Origin of the sequence: Brevundimonas sp. NPDC058933 (genome assembly GCF_049315965.1) — a bacterium.
GTDB lineage: Bacteria > Pseudomonadota > Alphaproteobacteria > Caulobacterales > Caulobacteraceae > Brevundimonas.
Map to the genome: position 1 here is coordinate 473,745 of NZ_JBMOSL010000001.1, position 19,093 is coordinate 492,837.

17 protein-coding genes and 1 tRNA gene are annotated in these 19,093 nt (G+C 66.9%); 14 read left to right on the forward strand and 4 right to left on the reverse strand.

All coding sequences use genetic code 11. The features are described from left to right. Window positions 1-36 precede the first annotated feature (36 nt). From tpiA to ACOZBP_RS02290, 3 genes are all read left to right on the forward strand, one after another. A complete protein-coding gene (tpiA, locus tag ACOZBP_RS02280) occupies window positions 37-786 on the forward strand; it encodes a triose-phosphate isomerase (RefSeq protein ID WP_422674839.1) in 750 nt (249 codons plus the stop codon). 106 nt (window positions 787-892) lie between these two features. After that, on the forward strand, window positions 893-1,303 hold the full coding sequence (secG, locus tag ACOZBP_RS02285; protein ID WP_422674840.1) for a preprotein translocase subunit SecG: 411 nt from the start codon (window positions 893-895) through the stop codon (window positions 1,301-1,303). Window positions 1,304-1,424: 121 nt separating this feature from the next. After that, entirely contained in the window at window positions 1,425-3,077 is a 1,653-nt protein-coding gene (locus ACOZBP_RS02290; protein WP_422674841.1) for a CTP synthase, read from the forward strand. A 226-nt stretch (window positions 3,078-3,303) separates the two neighbouring features. On the opposite strand, the gene cueR is transcribed toward ACOZBP_RS02290, so the two are convergent. Continuing rightward, entirely contained in the window at window positions 3,304-3,729 is a 426-nt protein-coding gene (cueR, locus tag ACOZBP_RS02295; RefSeq protein WP_422674842.1) for a Cu(I)-responsive transcriptional regulator, read from the reverse strand. Then, a complete protein-coding gene (locus ACOZBP_RS02300; protein WP_422674843.1) occupies window positions 3,726-6,209 on the reverse strand; it encodes a heavy metal translocating P-type ATPase in 2,484 nt (827 codons plus the stop codon). Before ACOZBP_RS02300 ends, cueR begins: the two co-directional genes overlap by 4 nt. 121 nt (window positions 6,210-6,330) lie before the next feature. Between ACOZBP_RS02300 and ACOZBP_RS02305 the strand changes: the two genes are divergently transcribed. The 3 genes from ACOZBP_RS02305 to ACOZBP_RS02315 all read left to right on the forward strand — a co-directional run bounded on the left by ACOZBP_RS02305 (window position 6,331) and on the right by ACOZBP_RS02315 (window position 10,121). Continuing rightward, window positions 6,331-8,100, forward strand: a complete 1,770-nt coding sequence (locus tag ACOZBP_RS02305; protein ID WP_422674844.1) for a copper resistance system multicopper oxidase — start codon at window positions 6,331-6,333, stop codon at window positions 8,098-8,100. Continuing rightward, complete coding sequence (locus tag ACOZBP_RS02310; protein WP_422674845.1) at window positions 8,097-9,320, forward strand: copper resistance protein B; 1,224 nt, start codon at window positions 8,097-8,099, stop codon at window positions 9,318-9,320. The genes ACOZBP_RS02305 and ACOZBP_RS02310 overlap by 4 nt, the downstream gene beginning before the upstream one ends. Window positions 9,321-9,392: 72 nt before the next feature. After that, window positions 9,393-10,121 carry an IclR family transcriptional regulator gene (locus tag ACOZBP_RS02315; RefSeq protein ID WP_422674846.1) on the forward strand — a complete coding sequence of 243 codons (729 nt, stop codon included), beginning with the start codon at window positions 9,393-9,395 and terminating at the stop codon, window positions 10,119-10,121. A 4-nt stretch (window positions 10,122-10,125) separates the two neighbouring features. Here ACOZBP_RS02315 and ACOZBP_RS02320 read toward each other — a convergent pair whose 3' ends face one another. After that, window positions 10,126-11,313 (reverse strand): NAD(P)/FAD-dependent oxidoreductase, encoded by a 1,188-nt coding sequence (locus ACOZBP_RS02320; RefSeq protein ID WP_422674847.1) that lies wholly within the window; start codon window positions 11,311-11,313, stop codon window positions 10,126-10,128. 125 nt (window positions 11,314-11,438) lie between these two features. Here ACOZBP_RS02320 and ACOZBP_RS02325 point away from each other — a divergent pair, with 125 nt between their 5' ends. The 8 genes from ACOZBP_RS02325 to ACOZBP_RS02360 all read left to right on the forward strand — a co-directional run bounded on the left by ACOZBP_RS02325 (window position 11,439) and on the right by ACOZBP_RS02360 (window position 18,779). After that, window positions 11,439-12,689 (forward strand): aromatic ring-hydroxylating dioxygenase subunit alpha, encoded by a 1,251-nt coding sequence (locus tag ACOZBP_RS02325; protein ID WP_422674848.1) that lies wholly within the window; start codon window positions 11,439-11,441, stop codon window positions 12,687-12,689. A gap of 2 nt (window positions 12,690-12,691) precedes the next feature. Further along, complete coding sequence (locus ACOZBP_RS02330) at window positions 12,692-13,165, forward strand: aromatic-ring-hydroxylating dioxygenase subunit beta (protein WP_422674849.1); 474 nt, start codon at window positions 12,692-12,694, stop codon at window positions 13,163-13,165. After that, window positions 13,162-13,491: a non-heme iron oxygenase ferredoxin subunit gene (locus tag ACOZBP_RS02335; RefSeq protein WP_422674850.1), complete on the forward strand. Its 330-nt coding sequence runs from the start codon at window positions 13,162-13,164 to the stop codon at window positions 13,489-13,491. The genes ACOZBP_RS02330 and ACOZBP_RS02335 overlap by 4 nt, the downstream gene beginning before the upstream one ends. Before the next feature lie 3 nt (window positions 13,492-13,494). Further along, window positions 13,495-14,550, forward strand: coding sequence for a gentisate 1,2-dioxygenase (gene gtdA / locus ACOZBP_RS02340; protein ID WP_422674851.1), 1,056 nt, complete (start codon window positions 13,495-13,497; stop codon window positions 14,548-14,550). Beyond that, window positions 14,547-15,242, forward strand: coding sequence for a fumarylacetoacetate hydrolase family protein (locus ACOZBP_RS02345; RefSeq protein ID WP_422674852.1), 696 nt, complete (start codon window positions 14,547-14,549; stop codon window positions 15,240-15,242). The genes gtdA and ACOZBP_RS02345 overlap by 4 nt, the downstream gene beginning before the upstream one ends. A gap of 73 nt (window positions 15,243-15,315) precedes the next feature. Further along, window positions 15,316-16,650 (forward strand): MFS transporter, encoded by a 1,335-nt coding sequence (locus ACOZBP_RS02350; protein WP_422674853.1) that lies wholly within the window; start codon window positions 15,316-15,318, stop codon window positions 16,648-16,650. Between the two features lie 3 nt (window positions 16,651-16,653). Next, window positions 16,654-17,283 carry a maleylacetoacetate isomerase gene (gene maiA / locus ACOZBP_RS02355; RefSeq protein WP_422674854.1) on the forward strand — a complete coding sequence of 210 codons (630 nt, stop codon included), beginning with the start codon at window positions 16,654-16,656 and terminating at the stop codon, window positions 17,281-17,283. A 59-nt stretch (window positions 17,284-17,342) separates the two neighbouring features. Next, a complete protein-coding gene (locus ACOZBP_RS02360; protein ID WP_422674855.1) occupies window positions 17,343-18,779 on the forward strand; it encodes an alginate export family protein in 1,437 nt (478 codons plus the stop codon). Between the two features lie 194 nt (window positions 18,780-18,973). On the opposite strand, the gene ACOZBP_RS02365 is transcribed toward ACOZBP_RS02360, so the two are convergent. Beyond that, a tRNA-Ser gene (locus ACOZBP_RS02365) sits at window positions 18,974-19,063 on the reverse strand. Window positions 19,064-19,093 lie beyond the last annotated feature (30 nt).

Genomic DNA, 19,093 nt, shown 5'->3' on the forward strand with positions numbered 1-19,093 from the left:
TTGGCTTCCGCGACAACGGCGCCTAAACAGGCCGCCATGAAACAATCTGTGAAGCTGGTCGCCGGCAACTGGAAAATGAACGGTCTGGGCGCGAGTCTGGGCGAGGCTGAAACCCTGGCGAAAGCCTTGCAGCAACAGCCTGCAGACTGTCGCGTGGCCCTATGCCCGCCTGCAACCCTGACCGAAAGAATGGCGCGCGCCCTGGCGGGCGGCGTTGTCGAACTGGGCGGTCAGGACTGCCACGCCGAAGTGTCCGGCGCTTTTACCGGTTCGGTGTCGGCCGCCATGCTGGCTGACGCGGGCGCAACCTTGGTGATTCTAGGCCACTCAGAACGTCGGGCAGGCTTCGGCGAGACCGACGCCGATGTCGCCGCCAAGGTCGAGGCTGCTCTGGCCGCTGATCTGGAGCCCATCATCTGCATCGGTGAGACCCTGGCGCAGCGCGAAGCGGGGCAGGCCGTCGAGGTCGTCAGCCGTCAGGTCGCGGGTTCGCTGCCGGACAGCCTGTCGGGCAAGGCGTTTGCAGTGGCCTATGAACCGGTATGGGCCATCGGCACCGGCCTGACGCCGACACTCGAACAGATCGGGGAAGTCCACGCCGCCGTGCGTGCAGCCATGGTGGCCAGGCTGGGCGAGGGCGGTCGCGTTGCGCCGATCCTGTATGGCGGCTCGGTCAAGCCGTCGAACGCGGCCGAAATTCTCGCTGTGGCCGAAGTCGGCGGAGCTCTGGTCGGTGGCGCTTCGCTGAAGGCCGAGGATTTCCTGGGCATCATCCGCGCCGCCTAGGCGCAGGATTTCACGTCTCTACTCGTTCGGCGTTTGCCCCGGTCCCGCATCGGTGTTAGACGCCGCCGCTTGATCGGCGCATCTGCGCGCCCACATGATTGACACCATGCTCCAGACCATCCTTCTCGTCGCCATGATCCTGATCTCGGTCTCCTTGACGGCCGTGATCCTGCTGCAACGCTCTGAGGGCGGCGCCCTGGGCATGGGCGGAGGCCCGTCGGGCTTCATGACTGCGCGCGGCGCGGGCAACCTGCTGACGCGGGCCACCTCGGTTCTGGCCGTGCTCTTCTTCGTGTGCGCCATCAGCCTGACCGTCGCCGGCAACTTCGCTCGCGGCTCGCGCTCGGTGATCGACGCTGACGCCGTCGGCGCCATTGCAGTCGGCAACGAACAGCAGACGGCTCCAACCGCTCCGGCGGCTCCCACGCCGGCTGCTCCGGTCGCTCCGTCGCTGGACGATCTGGAAGCCAGCCTTCCGGCTGCTTCTTCGCAGGCTCCGGCCGCTCCGGCGCAGTAAGCCGCCGACAGCTACGAAATCCTCGAAAGCGCGCCGCAGGGCGCGCTTTCTTCTTTTGTTCAACAGTTGTTTTGCGTCGGGCCATGCTCCCGCCGCGAATCATGGAGTAAGGTGTCCGCCCATGGCTCGCTATGTGTTCATCACCGGCGGCGTGGTTTCCTCGCTAGGAAAAGGCCTCGCCTCCGCCGCTCTCGGCGCTCTTCTGCAGGCACGAGGTTACAAGGTCCGTCTGCGTAAGCTGGACCCCTATCTCAACGTCGATCCGGGCACGATGAGCCCCTATCAGCACGGCGAGGTCTTCGTGACCGACGACGGCGCAGAGACTGACCTCGATCTGGGCCACTACGAGCGCTTTACGGGCGTCTCGGCGGCCAAGTCGGACAATGTCACGACCGGGCGCATCTATTCGACCATCCTGGAGAAGGAGCGTCGCGGCGACTATCTGGGCGCGACCGTTCAGGTCATCCCGCACGTCACCGATCAGATCAAGCAGTTCTGCCTCAGCCCGGCCAAGACCGATGACGGCGAGGACGTGGACTTCGTCCTGGTCGAGATCGGTGGCACAGTCGGCGACATCGAGGGGTTGCCTTTCTTTGAGGCCATTCGCCAGCTGGGGCAGGACCTGCCGCGAGGCCAGTCGTGCTTTGTTCACCTGACCCTGCTGCCGTTCATCAAGACGGCTGGCGAGATGAAGACCAAGCCGACGCAACACTCGGTCAAGGAACTGCGCTCCATCGGCATCCAGCCGGATATCCTGTTGTGCCGTTGCGAGCAGCCGATCCCTGCTGACGAAAAGCGCAAGATCGGCCTGTTCTGCAACGTCCGGGAGAGCGGCGTAATCCAGGCTATGGATTCGGCCGACATCTACGCTGTGCCGCTGGACTACCACCACGAAGGTCTGGACAGCGAAGTCCTGGCGCACTTCGGCATCACCGACGCGCCCGAGCCTGACCTGTCGAGCTGGGAAGAGATCGTGCGTCGCCGCCTGCACCCCGACGGCGAAGTCACCATAGCCGTGGTCGGCAAGTACACCGTGCTCAAGGATGCCTATAAATCCCTGATCGAAGCGCTGCACCACGGCGGCGTGGCCAACAACGTCAAGGTCAACATCGACTGGGTCGAGGCCGACACCTTTGAAGGCGACCCGGAGGCCTGCGAACAACGCTTGCAGGGCGCACACGCCGTGCTGGTTCCCGGCGGTTTCGGCGAGCGCGGCGCGGAGGGCAAGATCGAGGCGGCTCGCTTTGCGCGGGAGCGCAAGATTCCCTATTTCGGCATCTGCTTCGGAATGCAGATGGCGGTGATCGAGGCCGCTCGCAATCTGGCCGGTTTCCCTAAGGCGACCTCAACGGAATTCGGCCCGGCGGCGGAACCCGTGGTCGGGCTGATGACCGAGTGGACGCAGGGCAACCAGCGCGTGCTGCGACAGCAGGGCGGCGACCTGGGCGGCACCATGCGGCTGGGAGCCTATGATTCCACGCTGAAGGCAGGCTCCAGGATCGCCGAAATCTACGGCTCGACCGAGATCAGCGAACGTCACCGTCACCGCTATGAGGTGAACATCAACTATCGCGACGCGATCGAGGAGAAGGCCGGCCTGGTCTTCGCCGGACTGTCGCCAGACGGCGTCCTGCCCGAGACGGTCGAGCGTCAGGACCATCCGTGGTTCATCGGCGTCCAGTACCACCCCGAATTGAAGAGCCGCCCGTTCAAGCCGCACCCGCTGTTCGCCAGCTTCATTGGCGCCGCCGTCGTTCAAAGTCGCCTCGTCTAACCGGTCACGCACGGTTGTTGCTGCGTTTGTCCAGTGTTGTGCCAATATGGGGCGCGTATCACTGGAAAGCGGCGATGGCGGGCGAAATTCTCTATTTTCTCCACCGGCATTTCAGAACCCTTCTGGTTCTGGGATCAATCGTGATTCTGGGTTTTCTCGCGGTTGTAGCGAAGGCCGCCTTGGGCTCCGCTCATCCGGGCGCCTAGTCGGCTTTCGATTTTTCGACCTATCTCTTCCTACCGGTGCTCTGGATATCCGAGGGCGCCCTGCCTGCGAGATCCGACAGGATGGGGCATTCGGGGCGATCGTCGCCGGCGCAGCAACGGGAGAGGTCGCGCAGGGCGTCCGCCATGGCCTGCATCTCCACGATGCGGGCGTCCAGGTCGGCGACGTGTTTCTCGGCCAGCGCCTTTACCTCGCGGCTCGGGCGATTGTGATCGCGCCACAGGGACAGCAGGCGGGCTATCTCCTCGACTGAAAATCCCAGGCTGCGGGCGCGGCGGATGAAGCGCAGATCGTTCAGATCGCGCTCGCTGAAGTCGCGATAGTTGCTCTCGGTCCGCTCGGACGGTCGGATCAGGCCGACGGATTCGTAGTAGCGGATCATCTTGGCCGAGACGCCGGTGGCGAGAGAGGCCTTGCCGATGTTCATTGGGCGGCTCCTTCGTTGGCGGGCTTGAAAGCGCGCAGGCGCAGGGCGTTCAACACGACGCTGACGCTGGACAGGGCCATGGCTCCCGCCGCCAGCATAGGCGACAGCATATAGCCGAAGGCGGGATAGAGAACGCCCGCCGCCACCGGGATCAGCAGGACGTTGTAGCCAAAGGCCCAGGCCAGGTTCTGACGGATGTTGCTCATGGTGGCGCGCGACAGGCCGATGGCGTTGACCGCGCCACGCAGGTCGCCGCCGGTCAGGACGACGTCGGCGCTCTCGATGGCCACGTCGGCGCCGCCGCCGACCGCCAGGCCGACATCGGCGGTAGCCAGGGCCGGGGCGTCGTTGACCCCGTCGCCGACGAAGGCGACGCGGCGACCGCCGGCCTTCAGGGCGTTGATCGCGGCCACCTTGCCGTCGGGCATGACCTCGGCGTGGACCTCGTCGATGCCCAGCAGGCGGGCGACGGCGGCGGCGGTGCGGCGGTTGTCGCCGGTGATCATGGCCACCTTCAGGCCCAGGCCATGCATGGCCTGGATGGCGGCGGCCGTGCTCGGCTTGATCGGGTCGGCCACGGCGATGACAGCGGCGAGCTTGCCGTCAATGGCGGCGTAGAGCGGCGTCTTGCTCTCGTCGCCCAGACGGGCGGCGGCTTCGGCGAAGACGGTGACGTCGTGGCCCAGTTCGGCCATGTAGCGGTCGGCGCCGACTTCGATGCGACGGTCTTCGACCACGCCCGCCACGCCCTTGCCGGGGATGGAATCGAAAGTCTCGGGGCGGGCGATGCTCAGGCCGCGCGCGGCGGCGGCCTCGACCAGTGCACGGGCGACGGGGTGTTCCGACTGTCCCTCGATGGCGGCGACCAGGGCCAGGACCTCAGCCTCGTCAAAGCCCTCGGCGACGGTCAGGTCGGTCAGTTCGGGGCGACCCGCCGTCAGGGTGCCGGTCTTGTCGAAGGCGATGACCTGAACCCCTTGCAGGGCTTGCAGCGCCTCGCCCTTGCGGAACAGGACGCCCAGTTCGGCGGCGCGGCCTACGCCCACCATGATCGAGGTCGGCGTCGCCAGACCCATGGCGCAGGGGCAGGCGATGATCAGCACCGAGACGGCGGCGACCAGGGCCATGCCCAGCGCCGGCTCGGGCGCCAACAGATACCATACGGCGAAGGTCAGGACGGCGATGGCCATGACGGCTGGCACGAACCAGCCGGTGACGCGGTCCACCAGGGCCTGAATGGGCAGCTTGGCGCCTTGGGCGGTTTCAACCATGCGGACGATCTGGGCCAGAACCGTTTCGGCGCCGACCTGCTGCGCCTCGAAGCGAAAGGCGCCCGTGGTGTTCAGCGTGCCGCCGACAACCTTGGCTCCCACGCCTTTTTCGACCGGGATGGGTTCGCCGGTCAGCATGGATTCGTCGAGGTAAGACGACCCTTCGGTGACGACGCCGTCGACGGGGACGCGCTCGCCGGGGCGGACGGCGATCAGGTCGCCGGCCTGGACGCTGTCGATCGGCACATCTTGCTCAATGCCGTCGCGCAGGACGCGGGCGGTCTTGGCCTGCATCGACATCAGGCGGCGAATGGCCTGACTGGTCTGCCCCTTGGCGCGGGCCTCGATCCAGCGCCCGACCAAAATCAGCGTGACGATGACGGCGGCGGCCTCGAAATAGACGTTGGCCGTGCCGGTCGGCAGCACGCCGGGGGCGAAGGTGGCGACCGTCGAGAATGCCCAGGCGGCGCTGGCGCCCAGCACCACCAGAGAGTTCATGTCCGGCGCGCGGCGCAGCAGGGCGGGGACGCCCTTGCGGAAGAAGATCAGGCCCGGAACGAACAGGACGAAGCTGGCCAGGACGAAGCTGACCACCCGCCAAGTCTGCACGCCGATGGTTTCGGCCAGCCAGTGATGCATGCCGGGGATGAAGTGCGAGCCCATCTCCAGCACGAACAGGGGCAGGGTGGCGATCCCGGCGATCAGGACGGCGCGGCCCAGGTTGCGGATCTCGGCGGCGCGGGCGGCCTGCTCGCGGTCGCCCGCGTCGGCGTCGGCCTGATCGGGTTGTTCGAGAACGTAGCCGGCCTGCTGCACGGCGGCGGCCAGATCGGGGAAGGCGACGGCGCCGGAAAGGAAGCGGACTGTAGCCCGTTCGGTGGCCAGGTTGACGCTGGCGGTCAGCACGCCAGGCACGGCGGCAAGCGCCTTCTCCACCCGGCCGACGCAGCTGGCGCAGGTCATGTCGCGGACTGGATAGGCGATCTCTTCTTCCAGCGGCTCATAGCCGGCGGTGCGGATGGCGACGGCGACCGCAGCCGGTGATCCTTCGGCGTCCATGACGACGCGGGCCCGTTCCGTCGCCAGATTGACGTGCGCCTCATTGACGCGGGGCACGGCGCGAAGGGCCTTCTCCACCCGCCCGACACAACTGGCGCAGGTCATGCCGATCACAGGCAGATCAAGGATTCTGGAGGCGGGGGCAGGCATGGGAAGACCCTTTCGTCGTTCGAGTCTCTCTCCTCTAAACCTTCCTGTCATGGGAAGGTCAACGGCCAGTCGTGATGGTCTATCCAACCGGAAGATTGTTTCCGAAAGGATGTGCGTAGCCATGATCAGCGGCCCTCTTGATCGTCGAACACTGCTGCATGGCGCCGCGCTGGGCGGAGGCATTTTTGGTCTTCAAGGCCTGATGCCGGCCTGGGCGCAGACGGGGTCGCCGGGGCTGCGCGCCGACCTGCCGACGCTGACGGGGCCCAACATCGACCTGACCGTGGGCCACTCCAACTTCACCGTCGGCGGCCGCACGGGCCACGCCTTCACCGTCAATGGCATGTTGCCCGCGCCCTTGCTGCGAATGCGCGAGGGGCAGAACGTGCGCCTGTCGGTGACCAATACCCTGGACGAGGACACTTCGATCCACTGGCACGGCCTGCTGCTGCCGTTCCAGATGGACGGGGTGCCGGGGATCAGCTTCCCCGGCATCAAGCCGCGCGAGACCTTCGTCTATGAGTTCCCGATCAGGCAGTCGGGCACGTACTGGTATCACAGCCATTCGGGGATGCAGGAGGCCATGGGCCACTATGGCCCCATCGTCATCGACCCGGCGGGCGTCGATCCGGTCGGTTATGACCGCGAGCATGTTCTGGTCCTGTCGGACTGGAGCTTCCTGCATCCGCACGAAATCCTGGCCAAGCTGAAGAAGAGCCCCGGCTATTTCAACATGCAGAAGACCACGCTGGCCGGCCTGCTGGACGGCGCGGACGGGATGGATCTGGCCGAGCGCCGGATGTGGGGCGGGATGCGGATGGACCCGCGCGACATCCTCGACGTCAACGGCACGACCTATACCTATCTGATCAACGGCCACGGCCCGCAGGAGAACTGGACCGGCCTGTTCCGGCCCGGCGAGCGGGTGCGTCTGCGCGTCATCAACGCTTCGGCCATGTCGATCTTCAATGTCCGGATCCCGGGTCTGGCCATGACCGTCGTCCAAGCCGACGGCGAGCATGTGCGTCCAGTCGAGATCGACGAGTTCCAGATCTCGGTCGCCGAGACCTATGACGTCATCGTCCGTCCGACCGAGGATCGGGCCTACACCATCGTCTCCGAAGCCATCGACCGCTCGGGCATGGGCCGCGCCACCCTGGCGCCGCGTCTGGGCATGACGGCCGAGGTTCCGCCGCTGCGCAAGGCGCCGAACCTGACCATGGCCGATATGGGCATGGGCGGCATGGACCACGGCTCAATGGCGGGGATGGACCATTCGGCTCATGGTGCAGCGGCGGGAGCCGCCGCCGCGCCGATGGACCACGGCGCCATGAGCATGCGCGACCCGGCCAACGCCCCAGCCGACATGGCGGTCGGCGTCGGGGTGGATATGATTTCGCCCGCGCCTGCCAACCGTCTGGGCGAGCGGCCGCAGGGCCTGCAGGACGTCGATCACCGGGTGCTGGTCTATACCGACCTGCGCTCGTTGGAGCCGAACAAGGACACGCGCCCGCCGTCGCGCAGCATGGAAATCCACCTGACCGGCAACATGGAACGGTTCATGTGGGGCTTCGACGGGCGCAAGTTTTCGGAGCTGGTCGAGCCGATCCGCTTCGAGCTGAACGAGCGGGTCCGCGTCACCCTGGTCAACGACACCATGATGGCCCACCCGATCCACCTGCACGGCCACTTCTTCGAACTGGTCAACGGTCACGACGGCCATCAGCCGCTGAAGCACACGGTCAATGTGGCGCCAGGCTCGAAGGTGACTTTCGACCTGACCGCCGACGCGCCGGGCGACTGGGCCTTCCACTGCCATCTGCTGATGCACATGCATGCGGGGATGTTCAACGTCGTCACGGTTCGTCCGCTGGAAGGCGCCGCCCGATGAGCCGCGCCCTGTTCGCCGCCGTCGCGGTTCTGCCCCTGATGTTGGCCGCCGGTTCGGCCGTCGCCCAGGCCCACGGGGGGCATGCAGGCCACGGCGCCCAGGCCGCGCCCGCTCGTCCGCCGCAGGCGCGCCCGAGACCCGCGCCCAACCCCAAGCCACGCGCCGCCGCGCCTCGGCCTGCTGCGCCTGCGACCCCGGTGGCGGCGGACCCGCACGCGGGTCATGACATGAGCGCCGCTCCGGCGGCTGCGACCGACTCGCATGCAGGGCATGACATGAGCGGGATGCAGACGGCCCCCGCCGCCGACCCTCATGCCGGTCACAACATGGCGCTGGCGGCTGACCCGCACGCTGGCCACGACATGGGCCAGACGCCTGCCGCCGACCCCCACGCCGGGCACGACATGAGCGGCATGGCGACCGGCGCGCCGAACATCCCGACCAGTGTCGACGCCGCCGACGGACGCATGGTCGAGACGCCGCCGCCGGCTGCAGCCCGCGCCGCGCCCGCCCATGCGGCGGACCTGCTGTTCGACCCGGCCGTCATGGCCGCCTCGCGTAAACAACTGCTGGCCGAGAACGGCGACGTGCGCACGACCGCCGTCCTGATCGACACGCTCGAGGCCGGTTTCGGCGACGGCGAGGAGGGCTATAGCTGGAACGCCCAGGGCTGGAGCGGCGGCGACATCAACCGCTTTTGGTGGAAGACCGAGGGGGAGGGCGCGTTGGACGGCAAGCTGCACGAGGCCGAGGTTCAGGCGCTCTACAGCCGCGCCGTCGCGCCCTTCTGGGACGTGCAGGCGGGCGTGCGCCAGGACTTCCGCTCGGACGGTGACGACACCACCCACCTGACTGTCGGGGTTCAGGGCGTGGCCCCCTATTGGTTCGAGATGAGCGCCGCCGCCTTCCTGTCAACCGAGGGTGACCTGACCGCACGCGCTGAGGCCGAGTACGACCAGCGCATCACCCAGAAATGGATTCTGCAGCCGGCTATCGAAGTGGCGATTTCCACCAGCGACATTCCCGAGCTGGAGATCGGGGCGGGGCTGACCTCGGTCACAGCGGGCCTTCGCCTGCGCTACGAAATCCGCAAGGAGTTTGCACCCTATGTCGGCGTCGAGTGGACGCGCTCGCTGGGTAACACCGCTGACTACGTCAAGGCGCGCGGGCTGGATCCGGACGCCGTGCGCTTTGTGGTTGGGCTTAAGGCCTGGCTCTGACATCATTGAGCCTTCACGATAACGGGCGACTCTATGAGCGAAGCGGGGGATCGACGTCAGGGAATTCAGTCGGTGGGTATTGGCCTGCGCGTGCTGGACGTTTTGGCGTCGCAGAACGGGGGAGCGGCGCTTGGGGCGATCGCTCAGGCATCCGACCTGTCGTCATCGCAGGCGCACCGCTATCTCGCCAGTCTGATCGCGGCGGGCATGGCGCGTCAGGATGCGGCGACGGGGCGGTATGAGCTGGGTTCGGGCGCTTTGCGCCTGGGGCTGGCCGCCCTGTCGCGGATGGACAGCTTTCGCGAGGCGGCGATTGCCCTGACCGACTATGTCGCGGAAACGGGGCGGACGGTGCAGATGGGCGCGCTGGGGCCGACCGGCCCGATCGTGGTGCGCTGGATCATGGGCACGCCCGCCATCTCGACCTCGCTGATGGTCGGCTCGCCCCTGCCGCTGCTGAGTTCGGCGACGGGCCATGTGTTTCTGGCCTTCCGGCCCCCGGCGGCGACGCGGCAGATGGTCGAGCGCGAGACCCAGCCGCAGTTTCAGCCCGTGAATGTCGAAGAGCTTCGGACGCGCGTCCAGAGGGACGGCTATTCGGCCGTCCGGGGAAATCTGATCCCCGGATTGCGCGCGACCGCTGTGCCGATCTTCGACCTGCAGGGCGAAGCGATCTTTACCGCTACGGTTCTGGCCACGGACGTATTCAAGGCGGAATACGACGATCAGGCGCGCGAACGCCTGATCGAGGTCTGCGACGAGATTACGCTGGCGACGGGCGGCGTCCGCCCGTCGTTCTGACGGTTCAGGCGGCGGCCTTGCGCAGGTCAGTCGCGGGATCGCTCGCGGTCTCAGCGATCAGACTTTTGCCCATCAGACGGCGCGCCGTGGCGAAGTCTCGCGGCTGGTCCAGGCAGACAGCGCCGACCAGCACGCCGTTGCGCAGGTAGAGGCGCACCGCCTCGCCGCGCGCCACGACCGCATCGCCTGCTGCGGGATCGCCCAGGATTTGCAGGTTGTGGCCGCATTGGGCGGTCCAGAACCAGGGCGTAGGCTCTATTTCGGCAGGCTGACCCAGGATGGCGAGAGCGGCGGCGCGCGCCGAGGTCCGGGCGTGGGCCCAGGTCTCCAGTCGGGCGGCGGCGCCGTCGCGGACCCGGGCGGCCAGATCACCGACGGCGAAGATGCGGTCGTCAGCGGGCGAGCGATAGTCATCACCGACCAGAACCCCGCCCGCGACCGGCAGGCCCGCAGCCTCGGCCATCTCTGTCGAAGGGATGATGCCGATGCCGACGACGATCAGGTCGGCCTCAATAGTCGAGCCGTCGTCCAGTCGGGCAATAACTGAGCCGTCCGGCGCGTTGTCCAGCGCCCGCAAGGATCGGCCCAGCTTCACCTCGACGCCGATGCGGGCGTGGGCGGCGGCCAGCCATTCGGCGGCCTCAGCCGGGACGTTGCGGCCCAGCAGGCGCTCACCCGCCTCGATCACCGTGGCGGTCAGACCGAGGCCCCGCAGGGTCGAAGCCGCCTCCAGCCCGATCACGCCGCCGCCGATCACCAGAGCGCGGGCGCCCGGTTCGGCCGCCGCCGCGATGGCGCGGGCGTCGTCGGCGGTGCGCAGGTAGCGGACGGCAGGGTGGTCGGGCAGGGGCAGGCGGCGCACCCGGCCGCCCATGGCCAGCACCAGCTTGTCGAAGGGCTCGACCGATCCGTCGGCCAGACGAATCTCACCCCTGTCGCGGTCGATAGCGACGGCTTCGGCGCCCAGTTTCAGGGTCACATCCAGCTCGGTCCATCGTTCGACGGGCGCCAACCACACCGGATCGGCCTCTGCGCCGGACAGGTATTCCTTGGACAGGCTTGGACGTTCGTAGGGGGGGTGCGCCTCGTCGCCGACGACGAGGAGGGAGCCCGAAAAACCCAAGTCACGCAAGGCGATAGCGGTCGCGCCGCCGGCGTGTCCGGCCCCCAGGATGATGATGCGTTCAGCCATTTGTGATCTCCCTTACGCTATGCACAGTATGCAACGCGTTTGACATAGATCAAAAACCACGACACGAATGCGGTCAACGGCGACATGAGATCGCTGCTTCGAATTCTTGTCCGGGAGCTTTTTCAGTGAACATCCCAGTGCGCCCGCCGGAAGGCGAAAACCGACGCGCATGGCCGGCCGACGTCGACGCCGCCGTGCCCTACTGGGTCTATACGGACCCCGCGATCTACGCCGAGGAACTGCAGAAGATCTGGTATGGGCCGCACTGGCTTTATGTCGGTCTGGAGTGCGAGCTGGCCGAGGTCGGCGACTGGAAGACGACGACCCTGGGCGAGAAGCCTTGCGTCATGGTTCGCTCAGCCGAGGACGAGATCTCGGTCGTCGAGAACCGTTGCGCCCACAAGGGCGTCAAGTTCTGCCAGACCCGCACCGGCCACTCCAAGGAGCTGATCTGCCCCTATCACCAGTGGTCCTATGCGCTGAACGGCGACCTGCAGGGCGTGCCCTTCCGTCGCGGCGTCAAGCGTCAGGGCGGCATGCCGTCGGACTTCGATCCCAAGGACCACAGCCTGAACAAGCTGCGTGTCGAGGTGGTCAACGGCGTGGTCTGGGCCACCTTCTCGGACGAGACGCCGCCCTTCCGCGAGTATCTCGGCGAGAAGTTCTGGAAGCACTATACCCGCGTCTATGACGGCCGGAAGCTGGAGGTGCTGGGCTACAACCGTCAGCACATCCCGGCCAACTGGAAGCAGATGCAGGAGAACATCAAGGACCCCTATCATGCGGGCCTGCTGCATGTGTTCTTCGCCACCTTCGGCCTGTTCCGCGCCGACCAGAAGTCCGCCGTGGATATCGACGACGAAGGCCGTCACGGCATCCTGATCTCGCGGAAGGGCGAGCAGCAGGCGTCGGAAGCCATGTCCGACATCCGCAACTTCCAGAGCGATCTGGTGCTGGAAGATCCCCGCGTCATGGACGTGGTGCAGGAGTTTCCCGGCGAGGAAACCGTCGGGATGATCACCATCTTCCCCAGCGTGATCCTGCAACAGCAGGTCAACAGCCTGACCACGCGCCAGATCGTGCCCAAGGGCGTCGCCGGCTTCGACTTCCACTGGACCCACTGGTGCTACGCCGACGACACGCCGGAGATGCGCCTGCGCCGCACGCGTCAGGCCAATCTGTTCGGCCCCGCCGGCTTCGTCTCGGCCGACGACGGCGAGGTTCTGGAAATGACCCAGCAGGGCGCCGCCGGTTCGCCGGACCGGCACTTCATTCTGCAGATGGGCGGTCGTGAGATCGCGCCGACCGATCACCAGGTCACGGAAACCGCCGTGCGCGGCATGTACCGCTACTGGCGCAAGGTCATGGGCCTGTGAGCATGACCGAGACCATCGCCCGCGACGAAATCCGCGACCTGTACGACGCCTATTACGGCGTGCTGGACGACGTCGATCTGCACGCCTGGCCCGACTTCTTCACCGAGGACTGCCTGTATCGGGTGATCCCACGCGAGAACTATGAGGCCGGCTACACCCTTTGCACCATGCAGGCCGAGAGCCGGGGGATGCTGAAGGACCGGGTGACCGGCCTGACGCGGACCCAGATGTACGCCCCGCGCTACTATCGCCGTTTCCCCACCGCGCCGCGCGTGACGGCTCAGGATGAGGCGAGCGTCAGCGTCCGCCACAACCTGCTGGTGGTGCAGACCCTGGTGGACAAGCAGTCGGACATCATCCTGTCCGCCGTCTGCCATGACCGCATCGTCCGCGACGGCGACCGCCTGCGCTTTGTCGAGCGCGTCGTCGTCTTCGACTCCGAAATGATCCCCAACAGTCTGGTGTACCCCGCATGACCGAAGCCGCGACCCTGTCGTGGGTGGCGACCTTGCCGCCCTCGGCCCTCGAAGAGCACGGCGTGGCCAAGGCCAGCGCCAATGGCCTCAGCATCGCCCTCTATGTCGTGGACGGCGAATATTTCGCCACGGCCGATCTGTGCACCCACGGGCAGGCCAGCCTGTCCGACGGCTTCCTCGACGGCGAGTTGATCGAATGCCCGCTGCATCAGGGCACCTTCAACGTGAAGACCGGCGCGCCGGTGGACGCCCCGTGCTCGGTGGCCGTGCGCAGCTTCCCGGTCAAGCTTCAGGACGGCCTGCTGCACGTCGGCATGGAGGGCTGAGGCGTGACCGAAGTCCTGTCCAACGACCAGCAGTACCAGCTGAACGCCCTCTATGAGCAGATGGAGCCGGAAGGCCTCTATCCGCTGTGGGAGAAGCTGTCGGCCCTGGTCCTGCCCAAACCGGATTCGCCGGCCAAGGTCCACAAGTGGTCCTATGACAAGGCCCGCGACTATCTGATGAGGGCGGGCGACCTGATCAGCGCCAAGCAGGCCGAGCGCCGGGTGCTGATCCTGGAAAACCCCGGCCTGCCGGGCCTGTCGTCGATCACGCCCAGCCTCTACGCCGGCCTGCAACTGATCCTGCCGGGCGAGATCGCGCCCGCTCACCGTCACGCCCAGTGCGCCCTGCGCTTCGTCATGGAAGGCTCGGGCGCCTATACCTCGGTGGACGGCGAGAAGGCGGTGATGCGGCCGTTCGATCTGGTGCTGACGCCGGGCGGCCAGTGGCACGACCACGGCAACCCGACCGATACGCCGATGATCTGGCTGGATGGCCTCGACATCCCCACCGTCCGCCATTTCGACGCCAGCTTCGCCGAGGGTTACGCCGAGGACCAGTTCCCCGAACAGGCCCCGGCCGGCGACAGCCTGAACCGTTATGGACGCAACATGCGTCCGTTGAAGGGACACACGGCGGACCGTCGCCCGGCGCATCAGCCGCTGTTCCACTACCCTTACGCCGAGTGGCGGCCCGCGCTGGACGCCATGGCCGAGGGCGGCGCTGAGATCGACCCGCATCTCGGTCACGCTCTGGAGTTCATGAACCCGATCAATGGCGGGCCGATCATGGCCACCATCTCGGCCCATGTGCGCCTGTTGCCGCAAGGCTTTGAGAGCAAGCCGCGGCGCTCGACCGAAGGGACCATCTTCGTGGTGGTGGAAGGAACGGGCGAGGCCGTCATCGAGGGCGAGACCATCGCCTTGAAGCCGCGCGACATCGTCGTCGCGCCGTCGTGGAAATCGGTCGCCTTCAAGGCGGCCAGCCGACTGGTCCTGTTCGGATACTCCGACAAGGCCTGCCAGGAAAAACTGAACCTCTACAAGGAAGAGAACGCATGAGCCTGCTGTTCCAACCGCAAGCGCCCGTGCTTGCCCCGACCAACGCCGGGGACGAATTCCCGGTCCGCCGCATCTTCTGCGTCGGCCGCAACTACGCCGCCCACGCCCGCGAAATGGGCCGCGACCCGGACCGCGAGCCGCCCTTCTTCTTCACCGCCTGGGCCGAGACGGTCGTGCTGGACGGCGCGACCATCGCCTACCCGTCCAAGACCGAGAACTTCCACTATGAGGCCGAACTGGTCGTCGCCATCGGCAAGGGCGGTCGCAACATCGCCGCCCGGGACGCGCTGGACCACGTCTGGGGCTACGCCACTGGCCTGGACATGACGCGCCGCGATCTGCAGCTGGAGGCTCGCGCCCAGGGCCGTCCGTGGGACACGGGCAAGAACGTCGAGCAGTCGTCGCCGCTGGGCCTGATCCACAAGGCGGGCGAAGGTTTTGATCCCGAACACGGCAAGATCGAACTGACCGTCAATGGCGAGGTCAAGCAGTCAGCGGACCTGGCCGACCTGATCTGGCCGGTGGCGGACATCGTCGCCTACCTGTCGGGCCTGTGGGAGATCCAGCCTGGCGACCTGATCTACACCGGCACCCCCGCAGGCGTCGGCGCGGTGGTTCCTGGCGACGCCATGACGGTCGCCATCGACGGCCTGACCCCGCTCAACATCAAGGTCGGCCCGCCCGCCGCCTGATCCCTTTTCACACGCATCATCAACACACGGAGAGGCGCGCGACAGACGCGCCCTCCGCAGGAGGACGACACATATGGCAGCCATGGGTGAGGGGGGCGGCAACGCCGTCATCGACCGGGCCAAATTCGGCCCGCTACAGTTCGGCGTCACGGCGCTGTGCTTCATCATCGCCATGCTCGACGGCTTCGACACCCAGTCGATCGCCTTCGTCGCGCCCAAGATCGCCGAGGACTGGGGTCTGGCCCCGTCGGCGTTCGGCCCGATCTTCGCCATCGGCCTTCTGGGCCTGACGGTCGGCGCCTTCACCCTGAGCCCGGCGGCGGACAAGTTTGGCCGCAAGACGGTCATCCTGATCTCGACCTTCATCTTCGGCCTGTTCGCCCTGCTGACGGCCTTCTCGACCTCGATGAACGAGCTGCTGATCTACCGCTTCATCACCGGCGTCGGTCTGGGCGCCGCCATGCCCAACATCATCGCCCTGACCAGCGAATACGGCCCGGCCCGCCTGCGGGCGACCCTGGTGACGGTCATGTTCTGCGGCTTCCCGCTGGGCTCGACCATCGGCGGCCTGGTCTCGACCTGGCTGATCGCCACCTGGGACTGGCATTCGGTCTTCGTGGTCGGCGGCGTCCTGCCGCTGCTGCTGCTGCCGGTGCTTTATTTCATGCTGCCGGAATCGGTGCGCTTCATGGTCGCCAAGGGCGCGCCGGAGCACAAGATCGCCCCCATCGTGAAGAAGATCGACCCTGACGCCTCGGTCGGCGAGTTCATCGCCGGTCTGAAGCACGAGCAGACGTCGGCCGCCAAGGGCTTCTCGGTCTTCCAGTTGTTCCGTGAGGGCCGCACGCCGGTGACCCTGCTGCTGTGGGTCGCCTTCTTCATGAACCTGCTGGTCATGTACTTCCTGGTGAACTGGCTGCCGACCCTGCTGAAGGGCGCCGGTCTGCCGCTCAGCATGGCCATCCTGTCCACCGCCACCCTGAACATGGGCGGCGTCGTCGGCGCCATCGTTCTGGGGCGGATGATCGACAAGCTCAGCCCCTATGTCGTCCTGGGTTCGGCCTATGCCGCCTCGGCCGCCTTCATCGCCCTGCTGGCCTTCGGCGGCACCAATCTGACGGTTCTTCTGCTCGGCGCGGCCCTGTCCGGCTTCGGCGTCGTCGGCGCCCAGATCGGCTGCAACGCCCTGACCGCCGCCGTCTATCCGACCGCCATCCGCGCCACCGGCGTGGGCTGGGCCCTGGGCGTCGGCCGCATCGGCGCCATCGTCGGCCCCTTGGTCGGCGGCGTATTGCTGGCCGCCGGCTGGAGCCCGCAGAACCTGATCCTGCTGGCCGTGATCCCCGCCGTGATCGCCTCGATCGCGGTCTTCACCCTCGGCGGCGTGCGTCGTCGCGCCGGAGTCTGACCCATGATCCTGCACGGTTATTTCCGCTCCACGGCCTCCTGGCGGGTTCGTATCGCCCTTGGCCTCAAGGGACTGGAGGCCGTGCAGGTCATCCACCACCTGCGCAAGGGCGAGCAGCGGGCGCCGGACTATCTGGCGCTTAACCCGCAAGGCCTGCTGCCGGCCTTCGTCACCGACGACGGTGCGGTCCTGACCCAGTCGCTGGCCATCATCGAATACCTCGACGAGGTCTCGCCCGCGCCGTCGCTGCTGCCCGCCGATCCGGTGCAAAAGGCCAAGGTTCGGGCGGTTGCCCAGGCCGTCGCCTGCGACATCCACCCGGTGCAGAACCTGAAGGTGTTGCAACGCCTGCGTGACTTCGGTCTGGCGGAGGAGCAGGTCCAGGCCTGGGCCGCCACCGTCATCGAGGAGGGCCTCGAAGCCGTCGACAAGCTGCTGGCCGGCCAGCCGGGACCCTTCGCTTTCGGCGACGCTCCGACCTTGGCCGACCTGTGCATTGTGCCGCAACTGGGCAACGCCCGTCGCTTCGGCGTCGAGGTGCGCTGGCCGCGCCTGTTGGCGCTGGAGGCCGCCTGCCTCGAACTACCCGCCTTCCAGAACGCCGTCCCGGGCCGACAGCCCGACGCCGAGTAATCCATCACCCCAATCGAACCGAGCGCGGAGCCAACCGCGCCCTTTCCCGGAGGAAATCCATGAGTATCGCTGCTGCGGCCGCCGCCGCATTGCTTTCGCACGCCCCCGTGCCCGCCACCGCCGAGGCGCCGATCCAGACGGCTCCGACAGTTGCTCCCGCGACCCCGGCCGCGCCGCCGCCGTTCAAGCTGATCAACCACGACGAGAGCTACGCCTATCTGGCCGACCCGGCCAAGCGCACGTCGACCTGGTCGAAGTTCAAATACGTGCCGGTCGGCGGCGAGGGCAGCCCCGTCTGGGCCAGCTTCGGCGGTGAATTGCGGTTCCGCGCGGAGAACCGTGACAATGAACGCTTCGGTCGCGGTCCCCAGGACACCGGCGGCGACTTCCAGACCCGCGCCCGTCTTTGGGGAGAACTGAACCTGGGGTCATCGCTGCGCGCCTTCGTCGACGTGCAGGACGCCCGCACCTCGGGCCTCGACAGCGGCGAGCCGGTGATCGAGGAAAACCGTACCGACCTGCATCAGGCCTTCCTTGAGGCCAGGACCGATCTGGGCGGTGGAAGTCTACGCGTCCGTGCCGGCCGTCAGGAGTTCGGCCAGGGCGGCTTCCGCCTGTTCGACATGCGCGAGGGGGCCAACGCCCGCATGGCGCTGGACATGGTGCGGGTCCTGTATGACAGCCCGACCGGCTGGAGCGGCGGCGCCTTCGCCGGCTACGCTCTGCGGGAAGGCAAGGCCTCGTGGGACGACGCCACCAACTTCGACTATCGCCTGTATGGCGCGACGGCCGCCAAGACCCTGGGGCAGGGGGCGACGGCGCCGAAGCTGGAACTGCTCTACGCCAACACCGACCGTCTGGTGACGCCGTTTGACGGTCAGGTCGCGGGCCGCGACGACCGCGACACCCTGTCGGTGCGGCTGACCGGCAAGGTCGCGCCCTGGGATTATGAGGTCGAGGCGGTCAAACAGTGGGGCTCGTTCCGCGACCTCGACATTGACGCCTGGTTCATCTCGGCCGTCGGCGGCCGCACCTTCTCGGGCGTGAAGTGGTCGCCGCGCCTGGCCGTGCGCCTGGATGTCGGCTCTGGCGACAAGGATCCCAACGACGGCAAGCTGAACAGCTTCAATCCCCTGTTCCCGCAGCCGGCGGCCCTGCGCACCGATCTGGGCTTCGCCAACATGGTGCTGCTGCAGCCCGAGGTGATGGTGCGTCCGTCGCCCAAGCTGACGCTCGGCGCCAATACCGCCGGCCTTTGGCGTCAAAGCAAGGACGACGGCCTCTATGCCCTGTCCGGCATGGTGCTGCGCGGGGCCAATGAAGGTCAGTCCTCCTACGTCGGCTGGCGCTCCGGCGTCTTCGCCCGCTATGCGCTGACGCCCTACGTCTCGCTGATGGGCGTTGCCAACTACACCAAGGCCGGCGACTTCCTGAAGGAAACGGGCACGGCCGAGGACCAGTCCTACCTCGGGACCTTCCTGACCTTTAGGTTTTAGGTCAGGCCTTGCTTATAAGGCGCGTAACTTACGACACATAATTTATAAAATCGAGGCTCTTTCTGGTTCGCCGGAAAGAGCCTTCGCTCCTTAAGCGGCAAGTCGTGAGCTGGGCCGCGGTTCTTCCTTTGAGGGAAAAAATTCGAGTTCTGTATTTCGAGCGTGATCGGCGGGACAGCGAGCCGACTGAGCCGTGGCGGACAGGGTGGGATTCGAACCCACGGTAGGCTCTCACCTACGGCGGTTTTCAAGACCGCTGCCTTAAACCACTCGGCCACCTGTCCAGCGCGAGTCGAGACAGCGCGCGGAGGCGT

Coding starts and splice junctions, on each gene's coding strand:
- tpiA (WP_422674839.1), top strand. CDS start 37: ATGAAACAATCTGTGAAGCTGGTCGCCGGCAACTGGAAAATGAACGGT.
- secG (WP_422674840.1), top strand. CDS start 893: ATGCTCCAGACCATCCTTCTCGTCGCCATGATCCTGATCTCGGTCTCC.
- ACOZBP_RS02290 (WP_422674841.1), top strand. CDS start 1,425: ATGGCTCGCTATGTGTTCATCACCGGCGGCGTGGTTTCCTCGCTAGGA.
- cueR (WP_422674842.1), bottom strand. CDS start 3,729: ATGAACATCGGCAAGGCCTCTCTCGCCACCGGCGTCTCGGCCAAGATG.
- ACOZBP_RS02300 (WP_422674843.1), bottom strand. CDS start 6,209: ATGCCTGCCCCCGCCTCCAGAATCCTTGATCTGCCTGTGATCGGCATG.
- ACOZBP_RS02305 (WP_422674844.1), top strand. CDS start 6,331: ATGATCAGCGGCCCTCTTGATCGTCGAACACTGCTGCATGGCGCCGCG.
- ACOZBP_RS02310 (WP_422674845.1), top strand. CDS start 8,097: ATGAGCCGCGCCCTGTTCGCCGCCGTCGCGGTTCTGCCCCTGATGTTG.
- ACOZBP_RS02320 (WP_422674847.1), bottom strand. CDS start 11,313: ATGGCTGAACGCATCATCATCCTGGGGGCCGGACACGCCGGCGGCGCG.
- ACOZBP_RS02330 (WP_422674849.1), top strand. CDS start 12,692: ATGACCGAGACCATCGCCCGCGACGAAATCCGCGACCTGTACGACGCC.
- ACOZBP_RS02335 (WP_422674850.1), top strand. CDS start 13,162: ATGACCGAAGCCGCGACCCTGTCGTGGGTGGCGACCTTGCCGCCCTCG.
- ACOZBP_RS02345 (WP_422674852.1), top strand. CDS start 14,547: ATGAGCCTGCTGTTCCAACCGCAAGCGCCCGTGCTTGCCCCGACCAAC.
- ACOZBP_RS02350 (WP_422674853.1), top strand. CDS start 15,316: ATGGCAGCCATGGGTGAGGGGGGCGGCAACGCCGTCATCGACCGGGCC.
- maiA (WP_422674854.1), top strand. CDS start 16,654: ATGATCCTGCACGGTTATTTCCGCTCCACGGCCTCCTGGCGGGTTCGT.
- ACOZBP_RS02360 (WP_422674855.1), top strand. CDS start 17,343: ATGAGTATCGCTGCTGCGGCCGCCGCCGCATTGCTTTCGCACGCCCCC.